Source organism: Hyphomicrobium zavarzinii ATCC 27496, assembly GCF_000383415.1.
Classification (GTDB): Bacteria; Pseudomonadota; Alphaproteobacteria; order Rhizobiales; family Hyphomicrobiaceae; genus Hyphomicrobium_C; species Hyphomicrobium_C zavarzinii.
Genome location: NZ_KB911257.1, coordinates 379,842 through 397,402, shown reverse-complemented (window position 1 = coordinate 397,402; position 17,561 = coordinate 379,842). Strand labels below are relative to the sequence as shown.

General features: G+C 65.4%; 16 protein-coding genes. 5 read left to right on the top strand and 11 right to left on the bottom strand.

Going from position 1 to position 17,561, the window contains the following annotated elements; translation table 11 throughout:
• Positions 1-284 precede the first annotated feature (284 nt).
• From F812_RS0109775 to F812_RS0109730, 10 genes are all read right to left on the bottom strand, one after another.
• Positions 285-2,987 carry a nitrate reductase gene (locus tag F812_RS0109775; protein ID WP_026867996.1) on the bottom strand — a complete coding sequence of 901 codons (2,703 nt, stop codon included), beginning with the start codon at positions 2,985-2,987 and terminating at the stop codon, positions 285-287.
• Between the two features lie 11 nt (positions 2,988-2,998).
• On the bottom strand, positions 2,999-4,615 hold the full coding sequence (locus F812_RS0109770; RefSeq protein WP_020085792.1) for a sulfite reductase subunit alpha: 1,617 nt from the start codon (positions 4,613-4,615) through the stop codon (positions 2,999-3,001).
• Complete coding sequence (locus F812_RS0109765; protein ID WP_020085791.1) at positions 4,612-6,387, bottom strand: NirA family protein; 1,776 nt, start codon at positions 6,385-6,387, stop codon at positions 4,612-4,614. Before F812_RS0109765 ends, F812_RS0109770 begins: the two co-directional genes overlap by 4 nt.
• A gap of 14 nt (positions 6,388-6,401) precedes the next feature.
• Entirely contained in the window at positions 6,402-7,634 is a 1,233-nt protein-coding gene (locus F812_RS23395) for an NAD(P)/FAD-dependent oxidoreductase (protein ID WP_020085790.1), read from the bottom strand.
• Between the two features lies 1 nt (position 7,635).
• Positions 7,636-8,445, bottom strand: coding sequence for an ABC transporter ATP-binding protein (locus tag F812_RS0109755; protein WP_020085789.1), 810 nt, complete (start codon positions 8,443-8,445; stop codon positions 7,636-7,638).
• A gap of 12 nt (positions 8,446-8,457) precedes the next feature.
• Complete coding sequence (gene ntrB, locus F812_RS0109750; RefSeq protein WP_020085788.1) at positions 8,458-9,387, bottom strand: nitrate ABC transporter permease; 930 nt, start codon at positions 9,385-9,387, stop codon at positions 8,458-8,460.
• A gap of 31 nt (positions 9,388-9,418) precedes the next feature.
• Positions 9,419-10,735 carry a CmpA/NrtA family ABC transporter substrate-binding protein gene (locus F812_RS0109745; RefSeq protein ID WP_020085787.1) on the bottom strand — a complete coding sequence of 439 codons (1,317 nt, stop codon included), beginning with the start codon at positions 10,733-10,735 and terminating at the stop codon, positions 9,419-9,421.
• A 359-nt stretch (positions 10,736-11,094) separates the two neighbouring features.
• Positions 11,095-12,357 (bottom strand): CmpA/NrtA family ABC transporter substrate-binding protein, encoded by a 1,263-nt coding sequence (locus F812_RS23390; protein ID WP_020085786.1) that lies wholly within the window; start codon positions 12,355-12,357, stop codon positions 11,095-11,097.
• Positions 12,358-12,365: 8 nt separating this feature from the next.
• A complete protein-coding gene (locus F812_RS0109735; protein WP_020085785.1) occupies positions 12,366-12,968 on the bottom strand; it encodes an ANTAR domain-containing response regulator in 603 nt (200 codons plus the stop codon).
• Positions 12,969-13,112: 144 nt separating this feature from the next.
• Positions 13,113-13,928, bottom strand: coding sequence for a hypothetical protein (locus F812_RS0109730; RefSeq protein WP_020085784.1), 816 nt, complete (start codon positions 13,926-13,928; stop codon positions 13,113-13,115).
• Positions 13,929-14,206: 278 nt separating this feature from the next.
• On the opposite strand from F812_RS0109730, the gene F812_RS0109725 reads away from it, so the two are divergent.
• The 3 genes from F812_RS0109725 (at position 14,207) to F812_RS27110 (ending at position 15,522) form a co-directional block, all read left to right on the top strand.
• A complete protein-coding gene (locus F812_RS0109725; protein WP_020085783.1) occupies positions 14,207-14,458 on the top strand; it encodes a GlsB/YeaQ/YmgE family stress response membrane protein in 252 nt (83 codons plus the stop codon).
• 82 nt (positions 14,459-14,540) lie between these two features.
• Entirely contained in the window at positions 14,541-14,690 is a 150-nt protein-coding gene (locus tag F812_RS23385) for a hypothetical protein (protein WP_156827352.1), read from the top strand.
• A gap of 172 nt (positions 14,691-14,862) precedes the next feature.
• A complete protein-coding gene (locus tag F812_RS27110; protein WP_020085781.1) occupies positions 14,863-15,522 on the top strand; it encodes a methyl-accepting chemotaxis protein in 660 nt (219 codons plus the stop codon).
• Positions 15,523-15,546: 24 nt separating this feature from the next.
• Here the strand turns inward: F812_RS27110 and F812_RS0109710 are convergent, their stop codons facing one another.
• Positions 15,547-15,957, bottom strand: coding sequence for a winged helix-turn-helix transcriptional regulator (locus F812_RS0109710; protein WP_020085780.1), 411 nt, complete (start codon positions 15,955-15,957; stop codon positions 15,547-15,549).
• A gap of 112 nt (positions 15,958-16,069) precedes the next feature.
• Between F812_RS0109710 and F812_RS0109705 the strand changes: the two genes are divergently transcribed.
• Positions 16,070-16,975, top strand: a complete 906-nt coding sequence (locus tag F812_RS0109705) for an SDR family oxidoreductase (RefSeq protein WP_040498098.1) — start codon at positions 16,070-16,072, stop codon at positions 16,973-16,975.
• Positions 16,972-17,460, top strand: coding sequence for a VOC family protein (locus F812_RS0109700; protein WP_020085778.1), 489 nt, complete (start codon positions 16,972-16,974; stop codon positions 17,458-17,460). Before F812_RS0109705 ends, F812_RS0109700 begins: the two co-directional genes overlap by 4 nt.
• Positions 17,461-17,561 lie beyond the last annotated feature (101 nt).

Sequence of the window (17,561 nt, the reverse complement as noted above, 5' to 3'; positions counted from 1 at the left end):
CTTTTTTGCCAGTTGCATAGTTGAGAGGCAATCAGGAGGCCGTCGGGGGAACCTGGCCACGCGAGCGCCAGAACCAATCGCTTGCAGCCCCTGCCGCGATTGACGAAACGCTCCTCTCGGCAGAGCCTGGACACATCGAGCGAGAGTGAGGCGGCGCGACGAGAGTGCTGGAAAAAATCATGAAGCGTATCCTCTGCTATCTACGCGCGGCGCTGATCGCGCGCACGGATGCCATCGGTCCACTCGCCCGGAAGCAGGATGCGAAACATTAGCGGCAGAAGGTCTCACGCCGTAACGGGGGGTGCGGATTTGGCGGTCTCGGCCACAAGGCGGCGCACCTCAGGCAGGCACGACCCGCAGTTCGTTCCGGCTTTGAGTTCCGCCCCGACATCCTCCGCAGAGCAGCCCCGTCCACTGGCAATCACTTTGCAGATCTGAGCGCGGCCCACGCCGAAGCAGGCGCAGACGATTGGCCCGTGATCGGCGCCTGCGTCAGCCGCACGGCCTGCCAGCAACGCGCGGCGCGCGGCATCGGAGAGCGCCGGCGCGGCAAGCTGCTGCTTCAGCCATTCCCAGCTCGGAAGCGCATGAGGCGTCGTCGCAAGAAACAGGCACGACATAAGCCGGCCGTCTTGGACGATGGCAGCGCGATAGCAGCCCTGGCCGTCGTCCAGCAGTTGAGCACGGCAAACGCTCTCTCCGATGAGGCGTTTCGCGATGCCGGACCAATGGCCGCCGATCGCAGGCGCGGCGATCCGGTATCCCACGCCGCCCTCCACGGTCGAGCGCGCCCACCAGACGCCGTCCGGGATCGCAACCGCGCCACGCGCGAGGAGAAAGCCGTAGGCCGCATAGAGCGCTGGCGCGAGTGTCGCCTGCGTAGCCTTGAGCTCGGGTTGTCCCGAGATCGGATCGCAAGCAGGTTGGACAAGTGCCCCCACTCGCGCATCGGAGGCCGTGGCCCCGTTCCAATGAATGGGAGCAAAAATTTCTCCGCGCCGCTGTGCAGGCGTTACGGAGACGCGCAGCACGGCGCTGCCATGGAGCGTGAGGACGCGGGCCAGCTCGCCGTCCGCGACGCCGAAGCTCCGCGCATCGTCAGGATGAACCGACACCTGCGGCTCGTCGATGTGCGCACCGAGACGCGGCGATTTTCCGGTTCGGGTCATCGTATGCCAGTGGTCGCGCACGCGGCCGGTATTGAGGAGCAGCGGGAGATAGCGCTCGTTTGAGATGGAGAGCGCGGGGTTCTCGACCGCGACGAAGCGCGCGCGCTGGTCTACGGTATGGAAACGGCCATCGTCGAACACCCGCTTGCGTCCAGTCGGGGAAGCTTTGTCGACCGGCCATTGCGTAGGGACCAGCTCCTCGTAAGCCAGCCCCGAAAGCGCGGAGAGGCCCGAGGCATCGAAGCCGCGCGTGCCGTTGGCCTCGAATGCGGAGAGCGCGCAATGCTCGGCGAAGATCTCGGCGGCGGACGCATAGGAAAATGCGCTCCCGAAACCCATCCGCGTCGCCACCTGCGAGATGATCCACCAATCGGGCTTGGCATCCCCGGGCGGCGGCAGAAACGCGCGCTGCCGCGAGATGCGCCGCTCCGAGTTCGTCACCGTGCCGTCTTTCTCGCCCCATCCGGAGGCGGGCAGCACCACATGCGCCCCGGCGGTTATGGTGTCGGTGTTGGCGACGATGTCCGACACCACGAGCAGGTCGAGCTGCCGCAAAACGGTGCGGACGGCGTCCGCACGTGGCAGGCTCACCGCGGGATTGGTCGCCATCACCCAAAGCGCCTTGATACGCCGCTCCGCAACGGCCTCGAACAGGTCCACGGCCTTGAGGCCGGCCCGCTCGGCAACATGGGGTGCGTTCCAGAAGCGGCGTACCCGGTCGACGTTCTCCGGAGAGAAGTCCATGTGCGCCGCGAGCTGGTTCGCGAGCCCCCCCACCTCGCGCCCCCCCATGGCGTTCGGCTGCCCGGTGAGCGAGAACGGACCCATCCCCGCTTTGCCGATGCGGCCCGTCGCCAGATGGCAGTTGATGATGGCGTTGACCTTGTCGGTTCCCTGCGCCGATTGGTTCACGCCTTGCGAGTACAGAGTAACGGCCTTCTCCGTTGCGGAGAACCAGGCGTAGAACGTCTCGACGCACGCGGGCGCCACCTGGCACCGCTCCGCGACCGCCTCCACGCTCGGCGCGAGGTGGCGCGCGCGTGCCAGCGCGTCGGCAAATCCCGAGGTGTGGCCGTGTATGAAAGCCGTATCGAGCTGTCCGTGCTCGGCGAGATGCACGAGAAGGCCCGAGAACAGCACAGCGTCCATGCCCGGCGCGATCTGGATCATCAGGTCAGCTTCGTCCGAGGTCGAGGTCGCCCTCGGATCGATGACGACGATGCGCGCGCCTCGCTCGCGCTTGTTCTTGAGCATCCTCTGATAGAGAACCGGATGACACCAGGCCGCGTTGGAGCCGGTGAGCACCAGGAGATCAGCGTCGTCAAGATCCTCGTAGCAGCCGGGCACGGTGTCGCTGCCGAATGCGCGCCGGTGCCCCGCAACCGACGACGCCATGCACAAGCGGGAGTTAGTGTCGATATTGGCCGAGCCGATGAAGCCCTTCATCAGTTTGTTGGCGACGTAGTAATCCTCGGTCAGCAGCTGGCCCGAAACATAGAACGCGACCGAGTCCGGGCCGTGCTTCGCGATCGTCTCCTGGAAGCCGCGCGCAACGCTATCCAGCGCAGCACCCCACGAGGCGGGTTCCAGCATGTCTGAGCCGCCGCGCATCATCGGAGAGAGCAGGCGGCCATTGAGAGACAGCGTCTCTCCCAGGGCGGAGCCTTTGGAGCACAGACGCCCGAAGTTCGCCGGATGCTCCGGATCGCCCTGCACTTGAGCCCCGCCGAAACCATCCGGCTTCGCGAGCACGCCGCACCCGACGCCGCAATAGGGACACGTGGTTCGAATGGCAGGAGCGGAAGAAGGCGCATTCATCGTGGTGGCCCTCAATACACGTCCGCCTGATAGCGGCCGACCTTCTTCAGCGCAGAGATGTAGGCGGCGGCGTCTTCGGCCGAGACCTTGCCGTGAAGCGCCACGGCGTCCGTGAGCGCGGCCTCCACGTCCTTCGCCATGCGCTTGGCGTCCCCACAGATGTAGAAATGCGCGCCTTTCTCCAGCCAAGCGAACAGCTCGGCGCCCTCTTCACGCATCCGGTCCTGCACGTAGACTTTTTTGCCGCCGTCGCGAGACCACGCGAGCGAGAGCTTGGTCAGCGTTCCGGCCTCTTGGAGAACGCCGAGCTCCGCCTCGTAGAAGAAATCCGCACTTCGCCGCTGATGGCCGAAGAACAGCCACGCCGGCCCTTGCGCCTTCGTGGCATGGCGCTCCTGCAGGAAGGAGCGGAAGGGTGCCACTCCCGTGCCAGGTCCCACCATGATGATCGGTGTTGCGTCATCCTTCGGCAGCGCGAAGCCGTGCGCTTTCTGCACGTAGGCGCGCAGCGTCGCGCCGGGCTCAATGCGATCGGCGAGAAAGGTGGACGCGGCGCCGAGCCGCTCCCGCTCGCCGATCGTGTAGCGCACCGCATCCACCGTGAGCGAAACCCGTCCCGGATTGGCTTTGATCGACGAGGAGATGGAGTAGAGGCGCGGCTGCATGGGCTCCAGCACCTCATAGAACGCCTCGGGGTCAGGATGAATCCCGGGAAATTTTTCGAGCGCGGCCAGAACGTCGAGGGTCGCGGCATCCCCGTCGGGATCCTGCCCTTTTGCGAGAGCCTGTGCCTTGCGCTTCCGCTCCCCGCCCGTGAGATAGGAGATGAGCTGGAAGAGCGAGTCGGGCGCGGGCGAGAGTGACGTGTCCTCGATCAGCGCGTCCCGCAGCGTTTTCTCCCCGATCGGGAAATCCGCAGGCGCGCCGATGGTGGTCAGGATGGCATCCACGAGCCTCGGATCGTTGTTGGGCACGATGCCGAAGCTGTCGCCCGGCTCGTAGTCGAGCCCGCATTCGGAAAGATCGATCTCGATGTGGTTCGTCGTCTTCTCCGATCCCGCTCCATTGAGCTTCTGGCGCGAGACGAAGCGGGCGAGCACAGGGGCCTCCCGCGAGCGGCCGGGCCGCACGTCGCTCGTTTTGTCCGGCTTGGCACTGTCTTTCGCCGCCTTCTCGTCGGGATCGAGAACGCCGCCTCCCATCTCCTCGACGAGCGATTTCAGCATGCGCGCCGTGGCTTTGCCGCCCGGAACGCAGAGATTGAGCCGCGGCTCCGCCTGCTCGCTGATGGCGTTCGCGTAGTCCTCGCAATTGTATCCGCACTGGCCGCAGTCCTGCTGCGCCATCGCTGCCATCATGCGCCGGCGAAGCGGGCGGCCCTCGGAAAGCTGCATCCGTTCGCCGATCTCCATCGCGGGGTCGTGCCAGGGTGCGGATCCGTCGTCACCGTCGCCGGACGGAATGACCGCGTTCGCCGCGTCGAGATCGGTCAGCGTGGCCGGCTTCACGCCGGGATCGAGCGAGAGCACGCCCGCAAAAAATCCGTTGAGCCAAGCGCGCTGCTCGGCCGAGAACGGCGCCGTCTCCGGAATGAGAGCGGTCGCCGGTGATGGAGATTGAATGGTCATCCTTGCTGCTCCTCGGCGAGCCGCTTCAGCGTGTCGGTGTCGTGGCGATTGGCAAAAGTGAAGAAGGTCTCGCTGCGATCGGCACGGTGCGCGAGATAGGCGCTGAGAAGGCGCGCGACGGCCGCCGGGCAGTCCTCGCTTTTGACGTCGCGCCAGAGTTCGCGCGCGATCTTCGCATCCGCGCCGGAGCCTCCGCCGACGAGGATGTGGAAGCCCTCCACCGTGTCGCCGTCGTCGTTGACCGGAACCTTGGCGCCGATCAGCCCGATGTCGCCGATGTAGTGCTGCGCGCAGGAGTGATGGCAGCCGGTCAAGTGGATGTTCACCGGCAGATCGAGCGTGAGATGCCGCTCAACGTGCGCCGCGATCAGCTCGGCCGTGCCCTTGGTGTCGGCCGCGGCGAACTTGCAGCCCGTACTGCCTGTGCAGGCTACGAGACCCGCGCGAACCGCAGCCGCCTCGGCGGAGAGCCCCATCGCCGCGATGCGCGTGAGCGCCTCCGTTACGTCGGCATCTGCAACGCCGGAGACGAGCAGGTTCTGCCAGACGGTGAGGCGAAGATCGCCGTCGCCGAGATCGCGGGCGAGCGACGCGACGCCCCGCATCTGCTCCGCCGTGAGCTTGCCGACGGGAAGCACGAGGCCGATCCAGTTGAACCCCGCTTGCTTCTGGGGATGCACGCCGATGTGCGCCAAGCGGTCCGGCGCACGGCGCGGCTTGACATGTTGTCCGTCGATACGGATCAGCGGGTGGCCGAGCTTGGCTTCGACCGCGAAGAGAAATTTGTCGAAGCCCCAATCGTCCAGCACGTACTTGAGCCGCGCCTTGTTGCGATTGGTGCGATCGCCGCTGTCGATGAACACGCGAACGATAGCGTCTGCAACCCGTGTCGCGTCGCGAGGCGCGAGAATGACGCCCGTATCGCGTGCAAAGTCCTTGTGTCCCGTGATGCCGCCGAGCACGAGCCGGAAGTAAACGCCGGCCGCAACCGGCGCGCCCTCCGCCACCTCGACGGCCTGGAAGCCGATATCGTTCGTCTCTTCGAGGGCGGCTATGGAGCCCGCTCCGTCGAAGGCGACATTGAACTTGCGCGGCAGGCCCGTGAGAGACCGGTCGTTCAGAACGTGGAAGTGCCACGCGCGCGCGAAGGGTCGCGTATCCAGCAGCTCGTGCGGGTCGATGCCGGCGGTCGGCGTGCCAGTGACGTTGCGAATGTTGTCGGCACCGGAGCCGCGCGAGGTGAGGCCGAGATCCTGCACCGCCTCGACGACGTCGACGGCATGGGTGGCTTCGATCTCGCGAATTTGAAGATTGGCGCGCGTCGTCACATGCGCGTAGCCGCCGCCGTTAGCCTCGGCCGTGTCGGCCAGCCCGGCCAGTTGCCAGTGCGTGAGGATGCCGTTCGGGATGCGCAACCGGCACATGTAGCTGTTCTGCGCGGGGGCCACGTAGAAGAGCCCATAGTAGCGCCAGCGGAAATTGTCCTGCGGCTTGGGATACTCGCCCGCCTCGGCCTGCGCCTTGAGCCGCGGATAGGCATCGAACGGATGCTCCTCCCGCTTCCAGGTCTCCTGGTCCACGAGCTTCCTGCCCTTGGCCCTGGTGGCATCCTGCGCCTTCATGTGCGCGGCGTCCGGCCCCATGGGCGCTGGTGCTGCGGACGCGCCATCCGCACCGATCGGCTTAAGGCCTTGCGCGGTGCGTCCGGCCTGCACGCCAGACACGAAGCCTTCGAGATAACGTTTCTGCTCTATGGAAAAGTCCGCTGTCATGGGGCTTCCCTCGCTCATGCGGCCCGGGCCTGGACGTGGGCCTGCGGCTCGGCGAACGCGCGGCCGAACACGAGATCGGCCCGCAGTTTCTCGACCGGCCGTCCCGTGCGGATGAGGTCCAGGTACCAGAGCGCATCGCCGGTATCGCCGACGAGCACCGCACCCGTCAGCCGGCCGCCGCTCAAGACGAGCTTGCGATAGCATTTGCGGTCCGGATCCGTGAGCACGATGGGCTCCGATCCCGGCGCGCCGAGGAAATCGCCGGCCGAGAATACGTTCACGCCCGAGACCTTGAGATTGGTGGACAGCAGCGAGCCCGCGTAGTGGGACTGCGCACCCGCCAGCGTGCGCGCGAGCACGCGGGCCTGCTCGTAGGCTGGCTCCACCAGGCCGTAGCAGACGCCGCGATGCTCGGCGCATTCGCCGATGGCGTAGACGCTCGGGTCGCTGGTTTGCAGATCGTCGGCGACGACGATGCCGCGTTTGACCGCGAGCCCGGCTTCGCGCGCGAGGCCGGTGTTGGGGCGAATGCCGACGGCCATCACGACGAGATCGGCCGGAAGAACGCGCCCATCCTTGAGCCGCAGCCCCGTCACCCGGCCCTGCCCTTCGATCACGTCGCTCTCGGCGTTGAGCACCACGTCGATGCTCCGCTCTTCGAGCGCCGCTTTGAGCAGCCCTGCGGCATGGCTGTCGAGCTGCCGCTCCATCAGCCGCTCCATGAGATGCACCACGGACACGTGCGCACCCGCCTTCATCAGCCCGTAAGCCGCTTCGAGGCCAAGAAGGCCGCCGCCGATGACGACGGCGCGGGCGCCCGGCCGGGCGAGCGACAGCATGCGCGCGACATCCGCCTTGTCGCGGAAGGTCACGACACCGGGAAGATCGGCTCCGGGAAGCGGCAACCGCACAGCTTCGGACCCGGTGGCCAGCACCAGCTTTCCATAGCCGAGCGTCAGTCCGTCCTGCAGATGAAGCTGCTTCGCACCCCTATCGATCGAAACGGCGCGGCGGCCATAGACGAGCGTTACGCCGCGGCTGCGCCACCACTTGGCAGTCTTCAGCTCAACCGCATCCTCGTCGATCTCGCGCGCGAGCAGCGACGACAGCAGCACGCGGTTGTATGAGAGCGAAGGCTCATCGCCGACGACGGCGATCGAAAAACGGCCCGGCGCGATCGTCGTCAGCTCGTCCACGAGCCGCGTGGCCGCCATGCCATTTCCGACGATGACGAGTGGCTCGCCCATATCAAGCCGCCTCCACATAGCGATGGCGCTCGTAGAGGAACTTGAGCACGGCCTCGCGCGCGTGGATGTAGTGCGGGTCCGACACCAGCTCCAGCCGGTTGCGCGGGCGCGGCAGCTTCACGTCCAGCACCTCCCCGATACGGGCCGACGGTCCGTTGGTCATCATCACGATGCGGTCCGAGAGCAGCACGGCTTCGTCCACGTCGTGCGTGATCATGATCGCGGTGTTGCCGAGGCGCCCGTGGATCTGCATCACGGAGTCCTGCAGGTGCGCGCGCGTCAGCGCGTCGAGCGCGCCGAACGGCTCGTCCATCAGCAGCACTTTGGGCTCCATGGCGAGCGCCCGCGCGATGCCCACGCGCTGCTTCATGCCGCCCGAGATCTCCGATGGCCGCTTGTCCTTCGCGTGGCCCATCTGCACGAGATCGAGATTGTGCAGCGTCCAGGCGTGGCGCTCCGCCCGGCTTTTGGTCTTGGCGAACACCTTGTCCACCGCGATCCGCACATTGTCGTAGACCGTGAGCCAGGGCAGCAGCGAGTGGTTCTGGAACACCACCGCACGCTCGGGGCCGGGCTCGTTGACCTCGTGCTGCTCCAGCAGAACGGCACCGGTCGTGACGGTGGTGAGCCCGGCGATGAGATTGAGCAGCGTGGACTTGCCGCAACCCGAATGTCCGATGATCGAGATGAATTCGCCATTGGCGATGTCGAGGCTGATGTCGTGGAGAACTTCCGTCTCGGCGCCACCGCGGCGGAAGGTCTTGGAGATCGATTGCAGTTGGAGGAAAGGCTTGTTGGCTGGTGCGATCATGATGCGGTCTCCTCAGGCGCTGGTGCCGTGCGTTGCGATGCGGCCCGCGAGCGCGACCAGCCGGTCGAGCACGAAGCCGACGACGCCGATGTAGATGAGCGCCACGACGATGTCGGAGAGGCGCGACGAGTTCCACGCGTCCCAGATGAAGAAGCCGATGCCGACGCCGCCCGTGAGCATTTCCGCCGCAACGATCGCGAGCCAGGAAAGGCCAATGCCGATGCGCAGCCCGGTGAAGATGTAGGGCGCGGCCGCGGGGATCATGATCCGCCAGAAGTATTCGAGGGGGTTCAGCCGCAGCACGTCCGCCACGTTGCGATAGTCCTGGGGAATGTTGCGGATGCCGACGGCCGTGTTGATGATCACCGGCCACACCGCCGTGATGAAGATCACGAACACGGCCGAGGGGCCGCTGTCGCGGAAGGCGGCGAGCGAGATCGGCAGCCACGCGAGCGGCGGCACGGTTCTCAGCACCTGGAAGATCGGATCGAGCCCGCGCATCGCCCAGACGCTTTGCCCGATGACGGCACCGATCACCACGCCCACCGCCGCGGCGAGGCCGAACCCATAGAACACGCGCTCGAGGCTCGTGATCACGCGCCAGCCGAGGCCGATGTCCTGTGATCCGTTGACGAAGAACGGCGAGACGATGAGATCGTTGGACTCCGTCCAGATCTTAGTGGGCGAGGGCAGCGCAGCGTCGGGACCGGAGGTCGCGAGCTGCCACACGAGCAGCAGCACCGCCAGCACGAGGAGAGGCGGAATGGTGGCCGACGCGATCTCGCTTCCGATCGACATCAGCTGCGTAGATCTCCTCCCGCGCGGTGTCTTGAGCGGTAAGATCTTCGTCTCCGCGATAGCCGGAGCCGAGGGAGGAGCGGCGGCGATCGCACGTCCGGCGGACGTGTCGACCAGCACGGGCCGTGCAGGGAGAGCGTTCATGCGCGTTGAAACTCCGGTTGAGAGATCGGGCTCAGGCGGCGAGCCGGGTAATCGCGAGGGACGCGAGGTAGGCCGTGGGATTGTCGGGATCGAAAACCTTGCCGTCGAAGAAGGTCTCCTTGCCGCGTGAGGTGCTGGCCGGCGCCGTGACGCCGAGGGCCGTTGCAGCTTCGCGCCAGATGTCCTCGCGGTTGACCTTGTCGACGAGGGCCTTCACGTCGGTGCCGGGCTCGAATTTGCCCCACCGGATATCTTCGGTGACGAACCAGGCGTCATGGCTCTTGAAGGGATAGGAGACCGCGCCGTCCTCCCAGAACTTCATCAAAAGATTGGTGCCCGCTTCCTTGCGCCCACGCCCGTAGTTGATGTCGCCCTTGATGCGGCCGATGATGTCGGCGGGCGGCACGTTGAACCACTGGCGCTTGCCGAGAATGGCGGCCAGCTCGGCCTTGTTCTCCAGCTTCTCGCACCATTGCTGCGCGTCCATCACCGCCATCAGCAGCGCGCGGGCAGCAGCGGGGTTCTTGTCGACCCAGGCCGCGCGCATCCCGAGCGCTTTCTCGGGATGTCGCGACCAGATCTCCCCCGTGGTGCAGGCCGTGAAGCCGATGCCTTGATTGACGAGCTGCTCGTTCCACGGCTCGCCCACGCAGAAGGCATCCATGTTGCCCACCTTCATGTTCGCCACCATCTGCGGAGGAGGAACGACGATCGTGGAGACGTCCTTGTCGGGATCGATGCCGCCGGCCGCGAGCCAATAGCGCAGCCACAGGTCGTGCGTGCCGCCGGGGAAGGTCATGGCGACCTTCACGTCCTTGCCTTCGGCTTTCTTCCTCGCGAAAGCCTCCTTCAGCGCCGAGGCGTCGGCACCGATCTTGAGGCCCTCGTACTCCTTCGCCACCGAGATGCCTTGGCAGTCGTAGTTGAGGCGCGCCAGGATGTGCATCGGAACCGGGACGTTGTTCTGCGTGACCTTGCCGACCGACATGAGATACGGCATCGGCGTCAGGATATGCGCGCCGTCGATCCCGTTGGCGTCCGAGCCCAGCACGAGATTGTCGCGCGTTGCGCCCCACGAGGCTTGCTTGGCGACCTCCACGTCCGGCAGTCCGTACTTGGCGAACAGCCCCTTCTCCTTGGCCACGATTAGGGGCGCGGCATCGGTGAGCGCGATGTAGCCGAGCACGGCCTTGGTCGTTTCAGGCCCTGCGGCCCACGCGACGCTGGCGCCACCCGGCACAAGAGATTTCGCAGCGGCCAGAAGGGCCGCCGTCGCGCTTCCCTTGAGCAGCGAGCGGCGCGTCACGCCGGGCTGCTGCAACTTTGCTCCACGTTTTGAAGCCGTCATCCGATCCTCCGCCCTGGGCGCCCCGAACGGGTCGCGCCTGCCAGAAACAAAAAACGCTGCATCGAAGACACGCGGACCGCACATCGGTCCCGTCTCGTCGAGGCAGCGTTGCCCTGTGGTGCGGCTCGCCGTTGAGCCGCGATGTCGAAATTCGAGCAGCCCGTGCCGCCCGTCTCGAAAGAGATAAGATCAAGGATCGTGCCAACTCAGAAAAACGCAAATCAGCGAGCGTTATTCGAGAGATGGCGAAAGTCTGGATAGCTGTGCGAGCGCGGTTCATGCGCGAAGTTTGTGCAGCGCACGCAAAAAATGCTGAGGCGTTTGGCAGAAGGGCCTCCGGGGGAGAGCCTCTGAGGCGCCTACGAGTTCACGGACGCGAAGGCTTCGAGATCGGCGCCGGAATTGCGGATGTCGAGCGCGCTGAGATAGGCGAGCGCCGCTTCCGGATCGAAGGTATCGCCGCCGAAGAACGCGCCGGGTTCGGTCGCCGCCACGCCCTCGCGCTTGCTGTCAGAAGGCGGCAGGGGCACGTCCGATCCGGCGACGGCCTCGCGATAGAGGTCTGTGCGGAACACGCGCTGGGCCAGCGCCGAGAGATCGAACGGCTCGCGGATCTGCCCCCAGCGGATCATCTGGGTCATCAGCCACACCGCATGCGAGTGCCAAGGAAAGTTGGCGAACCCGCGATGGAACACCACCAGATCCGGATCGCGATCCTGTCTCTGCTCGCCGCCCCGGATGAGCTCTCCCGAGAGCGGCCGCAGCAGAATGTCTGCCGCGACGCCGACATACTGGGGCTGAGAAAGAATGCGCGCGGCCTCGCCTCTGTTTGCAGGCTCATCGAGCCAGCGCCCGGCGGCGACCAGGGTGCGCACGAGATCAGCGACGAGCGCGCGGTTTCGCTCGGCCCAGGCTTCGCGAACGCCGAGCACTTTCTCGGGGCTGCGCGCCCAAAGCTCGCTCTTTGTTGCGACGATCACGCCATTGCCCTGTTCCACGGCGACACTGTTCCAGGGTTGTCCCACGCAGAAGCCGTCGATGCGCCCCGCCTTCAAGGTGTCGGCGATCAACGGAGGCGGCACCACCACGAGATTGACGTCGTTGTCGGCATCGACGCCGGCCGCCGCCAGCCAGTAGCGCAGATCGTAGTTGTGGCAGGAGAACGGATAGACCATGCCGAAGGTCGGCGGCTCGAGCCCTGCCGTCTGTCGCGACCGCACGACGGCAGCCACTGCCTTCGCCGCCGCCATGCCCCCCGCGCGCGTCGCGATCGCGTCGTGCTCCAGCATGGCCGAATAGAGCGGCAGGGACACGGTGATCGCATTGCCGTTTAGGCTGAGCGCCATCGGCGCGATGATGGGCTCCGTCGCGCGGCCGAGCCCGAGTTGCGCGGCGATCGGCATCGGCGCAAGCATGTGCGCGCAATCGAACGCGCCGATCTCGAGCTTGTCGCGGATGTTCGCCCACGACACCTCGCGATGAAGCACGAGAGAGAGGCCGTGCTGGCGATCGAAGCCGAGCTCGGAGGCGATGACCAGCGGCGCGCAGTCCACGAGCGGAATGAACCCCGCGGTCACCTCGCGAAGCTTGCTCCCTCCCCGATCGTTCGCCGTCGCCGTCATGCCTGCCTCTACTCCTTGAGAAGATCCACCGAGCTGACGAGCGCCTGCGCCACGTCGGCAATGCGCTTGCCTTGCGACATGGCCGTCTTTCTCAAAAGCTCGTAAGCCTTGTCCTCGTCGATACCCCGGCTCTTCATGAGGATGCCCTTGGCCTTCTCTACGATCTTCCGGTCCTTCAGCGCGCTCTTAACCTCATCGAGCTCGGCGCGCAGGCGATTGAAGGCGTGAAAGCGCGACACCGTCATATCGAGGATCGGCTTCACCCGCTCCTTCTTGAGACCGTCGACGATGTACGCCGACACGCCGGCCTCGATGGCGGCTTCAATCTCGCTCTTGTCGCTGCGGTCGACGAACATCGCGATCGGACGGCGCACCACGCGCGACACCTGAAACATCTGCTCGAGCACGTCGCGGCTCGGATTTTCGAGGTCGATCAGAACGACATCGGGATCGAGATTGTAGATGTGATCGATCAGCCGCGTGGTGTTCGAGAGCACCGTCACGGCTTTGAAGCCTGCATCCGCGAGCCCGGACTCGATGATGGCGCGCCGGATCGGATTCTCGTCGATGAGGAGAATCTTGATGGCGGAATCGGAGTCGGATGCGCTCAAGGGAAAGGCCTGCGGACGGCTGCCGGGATGTCCGCATTACTCGCGCGTTAGCCGGGGCCGCGCAACGGGAGACCGCGTCGCGCCCGCGGCAGCAACAACTTTCGTTCGCGCCAAATGCCTATGGAACGGGCAGCGTGTTGACCTTTAGGGCATCACGCCGGATCGCGGATAGCTGCGCACCACGTCCCAGGCCACTTTCTGCATCTTGGCCGCGAGTGCTTCAGAGGGAGCCTGATAGTCCCCGCCCCACTCGTTCTTGAGCGCGCGCGGTAAGCCCTCCGGGCTTTGGCCGGTGAGCGCCGCGTAGTGCACCATGGCGATGAAATAGCGCCCAAGGTCGTTTGGGTGGATGTCGTCGCTGAAGAGATCCCGGATGTCGTGCACGTCCGGCACCCGGCCGGCGGCGATCTCGTCGTGAAGCTTGGCCATTGCCTGCCCGGCGGGGACGAGAAGCATCTCGGGGCTGCCTGCGGGACGCGCCGCGTTGACGTGATCGGCGATGCCTTCCCAGAGCGAAAGATCCAGGTCGAGACGCTTGCGCCAGGGAATGCCGCCGTCCCCGTCATAAGGGACTTCGGCGCCTGTGCCGCTTTTGAGGCTGTGCCATGTCTCGTAGAGGTAGACGCGCGCTTTGGGGTTGGAGGCGTGCGCAAGGTTGAACCAGCGCAAGGCCGCGCCGTTCGAATCCTCCCACTCGATCGTGCCTTTCAGCGGAACGCGCTCGGTGAGGACGACCGCGTCGTAGCGCTTCGCGGAAAGCGCCGCGCGCCCGTCGATCCCTTCCGCCGAGGCCGAGTTCTCCCAGTTCCACTTGAGGGGCGCGCCGTTGATGATCTGGTACTCCACCCGCCCATCGCGCCCCGAAGCCTTGAGCACGTCTTCGAGCATCAAGGGAAGCGTGGGGCTCACCAGGCTGTGTCCGACAAACAGGAAGGCAAAGGTGAGTCCGAGAAGTGCCATGGGCTCGGCCGCACTCCTAAAAACGCGAGGAGGATGATGCGGAGACTTTGGCCATCCGCGCCGGGGCGTGTCCATGCCGTCCGGCAATTATACTGAATTCTCCGTCCCCTAAGGATGCGCGTGCGGATTGTGTGCAGCCGCACACCGGGCGTGTTTCAGGGATCTGCGAACTCAAGTATCGTCGCGAAGTCTGTCGGCGCGGGTCAAGGCCCGCACAGGCAGGGTGTTCGAGAGCCTGAAACGTCCGTTTTGCGTCATGTCAAACCGGAGGAATACACATGGCTTTGGAAGGCATCATCATTTGGCTCATCATCGGAGCCATCGCCGGCTGGTTGGCCGGTCAGATCATCAAAGGCGGCGGCTTCGGCCTCGTCGGTAATATCGTGCTCGGCATCGTGGGTGCTGTTGTTGCCGGATGGCTTCTGCCGAGGCTTGGCCTTTATATCGGCGGCGGGTTGTTGGGAGACATCATCAACGCAACTATCGGCGCACTTCTGGTCATATTCATCATTAGGCTCGTCGCGCGCTGACGGGCGAGAGAAGCTGGGCATGGCGAGACGGTTGTCGCCATGCCTTATCGAACGCCGCCAAGCTCTGAAGGCGGCATGGGCGATGCCACTTTCGTTCGCCGCGCTGTTCGCAGGCGGCCCTCTCCGGATCGCGTTTGCCGAGAAAGTCCCTCCCGTTCTCGATCTCTCCTACGCCGTCGCTCTCGTTCTGGCCGGCTGGTCGATGTCGCGCTTGGCGCGGCAACCTGGGTGATCGCCCCCGCCGTCTCTGCCCAAAACGCAGTCTCGGATGACCGGTCCGCGGGCAGAAAAATGATCATCTGGCCGCAATCAGCGACGCGCTTTCCATGCGCGAATCGGCTCAAATAGAACAGCGACTCACTTCACTCTCGAGAAAGACAGATGATTTCGGAGCGCTCGACGCGATGACGCAAGAGACGACAGCCTTTTCGGCCGACGACTTCCTGAGGAGCATCGGCGTGAGAATCGACGGCTTCATGTATCGCGGCCAGAACAGCAACGACTACGCCATGGTCTGGTTGTCCGAGGGCTTCAGCCGTCTCACCGGCTACGATCGCGACACTTTCATTCGTGAGCGGACCGGATTTGCCTCTTTGATCGTGAAGGATGACCTGCCGAAGGTCGATGCCGCAGTTGCAGAGGCGCTCTCGCGCGGTGGCAACTGGCAGGTGAGCTATCGCATCCGCCATCGCGAAGGCAAAATCCTCTACGTGCACGAGACCGGCGGCGCTTCATCGACCATCGATCCCGACACCAACGCGCCGGCTTACCTCGACGGCATCATCCTCGAAGCAGGCGCCCTGTCGCGCCTCGCCGAGCGTCTCGCACAAGGCGCCACTGCGTTGAGCAAGGTCGACGTCGCTGCCGAGGACATCCGCACGACGCTCAAGACGTTGCGTCTGCTCGCGCTCAACGCGCGCATTGAGGCAGCGCGTGCCATGGAGCACGGCGCAGGCTTCGGCGTTGTCGCGCAGGAAATGACCAGCCTGGCCGACCGCGGCGAGGCGGTGACCAGCCGCATGACGACGGAGCTCACCCAGCTCCGCAGCACCATCGTTCTCTGATAGCCTCCGAGCGAGCCGAGCCCCTCACGTGACTTCCGCGATGTCGGAGGTCGCTGCGACGCCTTCGCGATCATACCGTTCGCGCGCTTTCCGGATCTCCGCGTGATGCGCATCCGCCCATCGGATCAATTCCGAAAGCGGCGCGAGCAGTGATTGCCCGAGCGGCGTCAGCCGATACTCGACGCTCGGCGGCAGCGTCGGGAATACGTGGCGGCTCACCAAGCCGTCCCGCTGTAGATCGCGGAGCGTCTGCGTCAGCATCCTCTGCGAAATATCGGGAATGGCCCGGCGCAGCTCTCCGAACCGGTAAGGCCGCTCCCCCAGCACGCACACGATGAGCGTGCTCCACTTGTCTCCAATGCGATCGAGCACGCCCCGGACCGGACAGGCGGCGGGGTCTTCCTGCGCATCGCGACTGACCTTGCTGGCGTCCATGGGCGGTTACCTCGACGTGCCTATCTCCCGAAAAACTGCCGTCTTTACGGACAGTAAGTCTCCATCTTAGACGTGGTCTCTAAATGAGACAACATCACAAAGGAGAACCAAAGTGTCCGATACATTGCTTGTGACGGGCGCGTCCGGCCAGCTCGGCCGACGTGTGCTGGCGCATCTGCTCGACACCTGCGCCGTGCCGCCAGCCCGCCTGATCGCCGTGACGCGCGACCCGGCCAAGCTGGCAGATTTCGCGGCGCGCGGGGTCGAGGTGAGGCGCGGCGACTTCGACGATCCCGGCTCGCTCGGGGAGGCCTTCAAAGGCGCGGGCCGCCTTCTTCTCATTTCGACGGACGCGCTCGACACGCCGGGCCGCAGGCTGGCGCAGCACCAGGCTGCGATCGCGGCGGCCAAGACCGCCGGCGTCCGGCACATCGTCTACACCTCGATGCCAAATCCGGACGGCTCTCCCATTCCGTTCGCGCCGGATCACCTGGGTACCGAGCAGGCGCTCGCCCTGAGCGGCCGCGGCTGGACCATCTTGAGAAACGCTTGGTATTTCGAGAACCTCGCCTTTTCGCTGCCGGGCGCCTTGGCGAGCGGAAAATGGTTCACCGCCTCGGGTGACGGACGCATCGCCCACCTTTCGCGAAACGACTGCGCCCGCGCCGCCGCCTTCGCCCTTGCGGCCGAGCCCGGGGGGAATACGATTTATGACATTACCGGGCCGGTGGCGGAGACCACAGCCGAGATCGCAGCCCTCGTCAGCCAGGCGCTGGGCAAGCCGATCGAGGTCGTGCAGGTCTCGGACGACGACCTCGTGCGTGGCATGGTTGCGGCCGGCGTGCCCGAGCCCATGGCCGCCATCCTGGCGTCGCTCGACACCAACACCCGCCTCGGGCGGGCCGCAAACGTCAGCGATGCGATCGAGAAGCTGACTGGACGAAAACCCGAAACGCTACGCAGCTACCTGGCCGCCAACAGCCAGACTTTCTTGCCCGACCATGGAGCGCACACATGACGACGGAGAAAAAGCCCATCGATCCCGGCACGCGGATTGGGCACGTGCACTTGAAGGTGGCCGATCTTGAGCGCGCCTTGGGATTTTACCGCGATGTGCTGGGCTTCGAGCTGACGCAGCGTTATGGCAGCCAGGCGGCGTTCGTCTCGGCAGGCGGATATCACCACCACATCGGCCTCAACACCTGGGAGAGCCGTGGCGGCTCTCCCCCGCCGCGCGGAACGACCGGGCTCTACCATGTGGCCATTCTCTATCCCACGCGGGCCGCCCTCGCGGATGCGCTACGCCGCGTCGTGGCGGCCGGCATCGAGATCGAGGGCGCAAGCGACCATGGAGTGAGCGAGGCGATCTACCTGCGCGATCCGGACGGCAACGGGATCGAGCTTTATCGGGACCGCCCCGAGGCGGAATGGCCTCGCCAGCCCGACGGGAGCCTCGATATGACCACCGGGCGCCTCGATCTCGGCGAGCTGATCTCGGCCTAGACCATGATCGCTTCGGACCCTATCAGTCCGAAGCGTGAATCATCGGTCTCACTGAAGTCCCATGATCGCTTCGGACCCTATCAGTCCGAAGCGTGAATCAC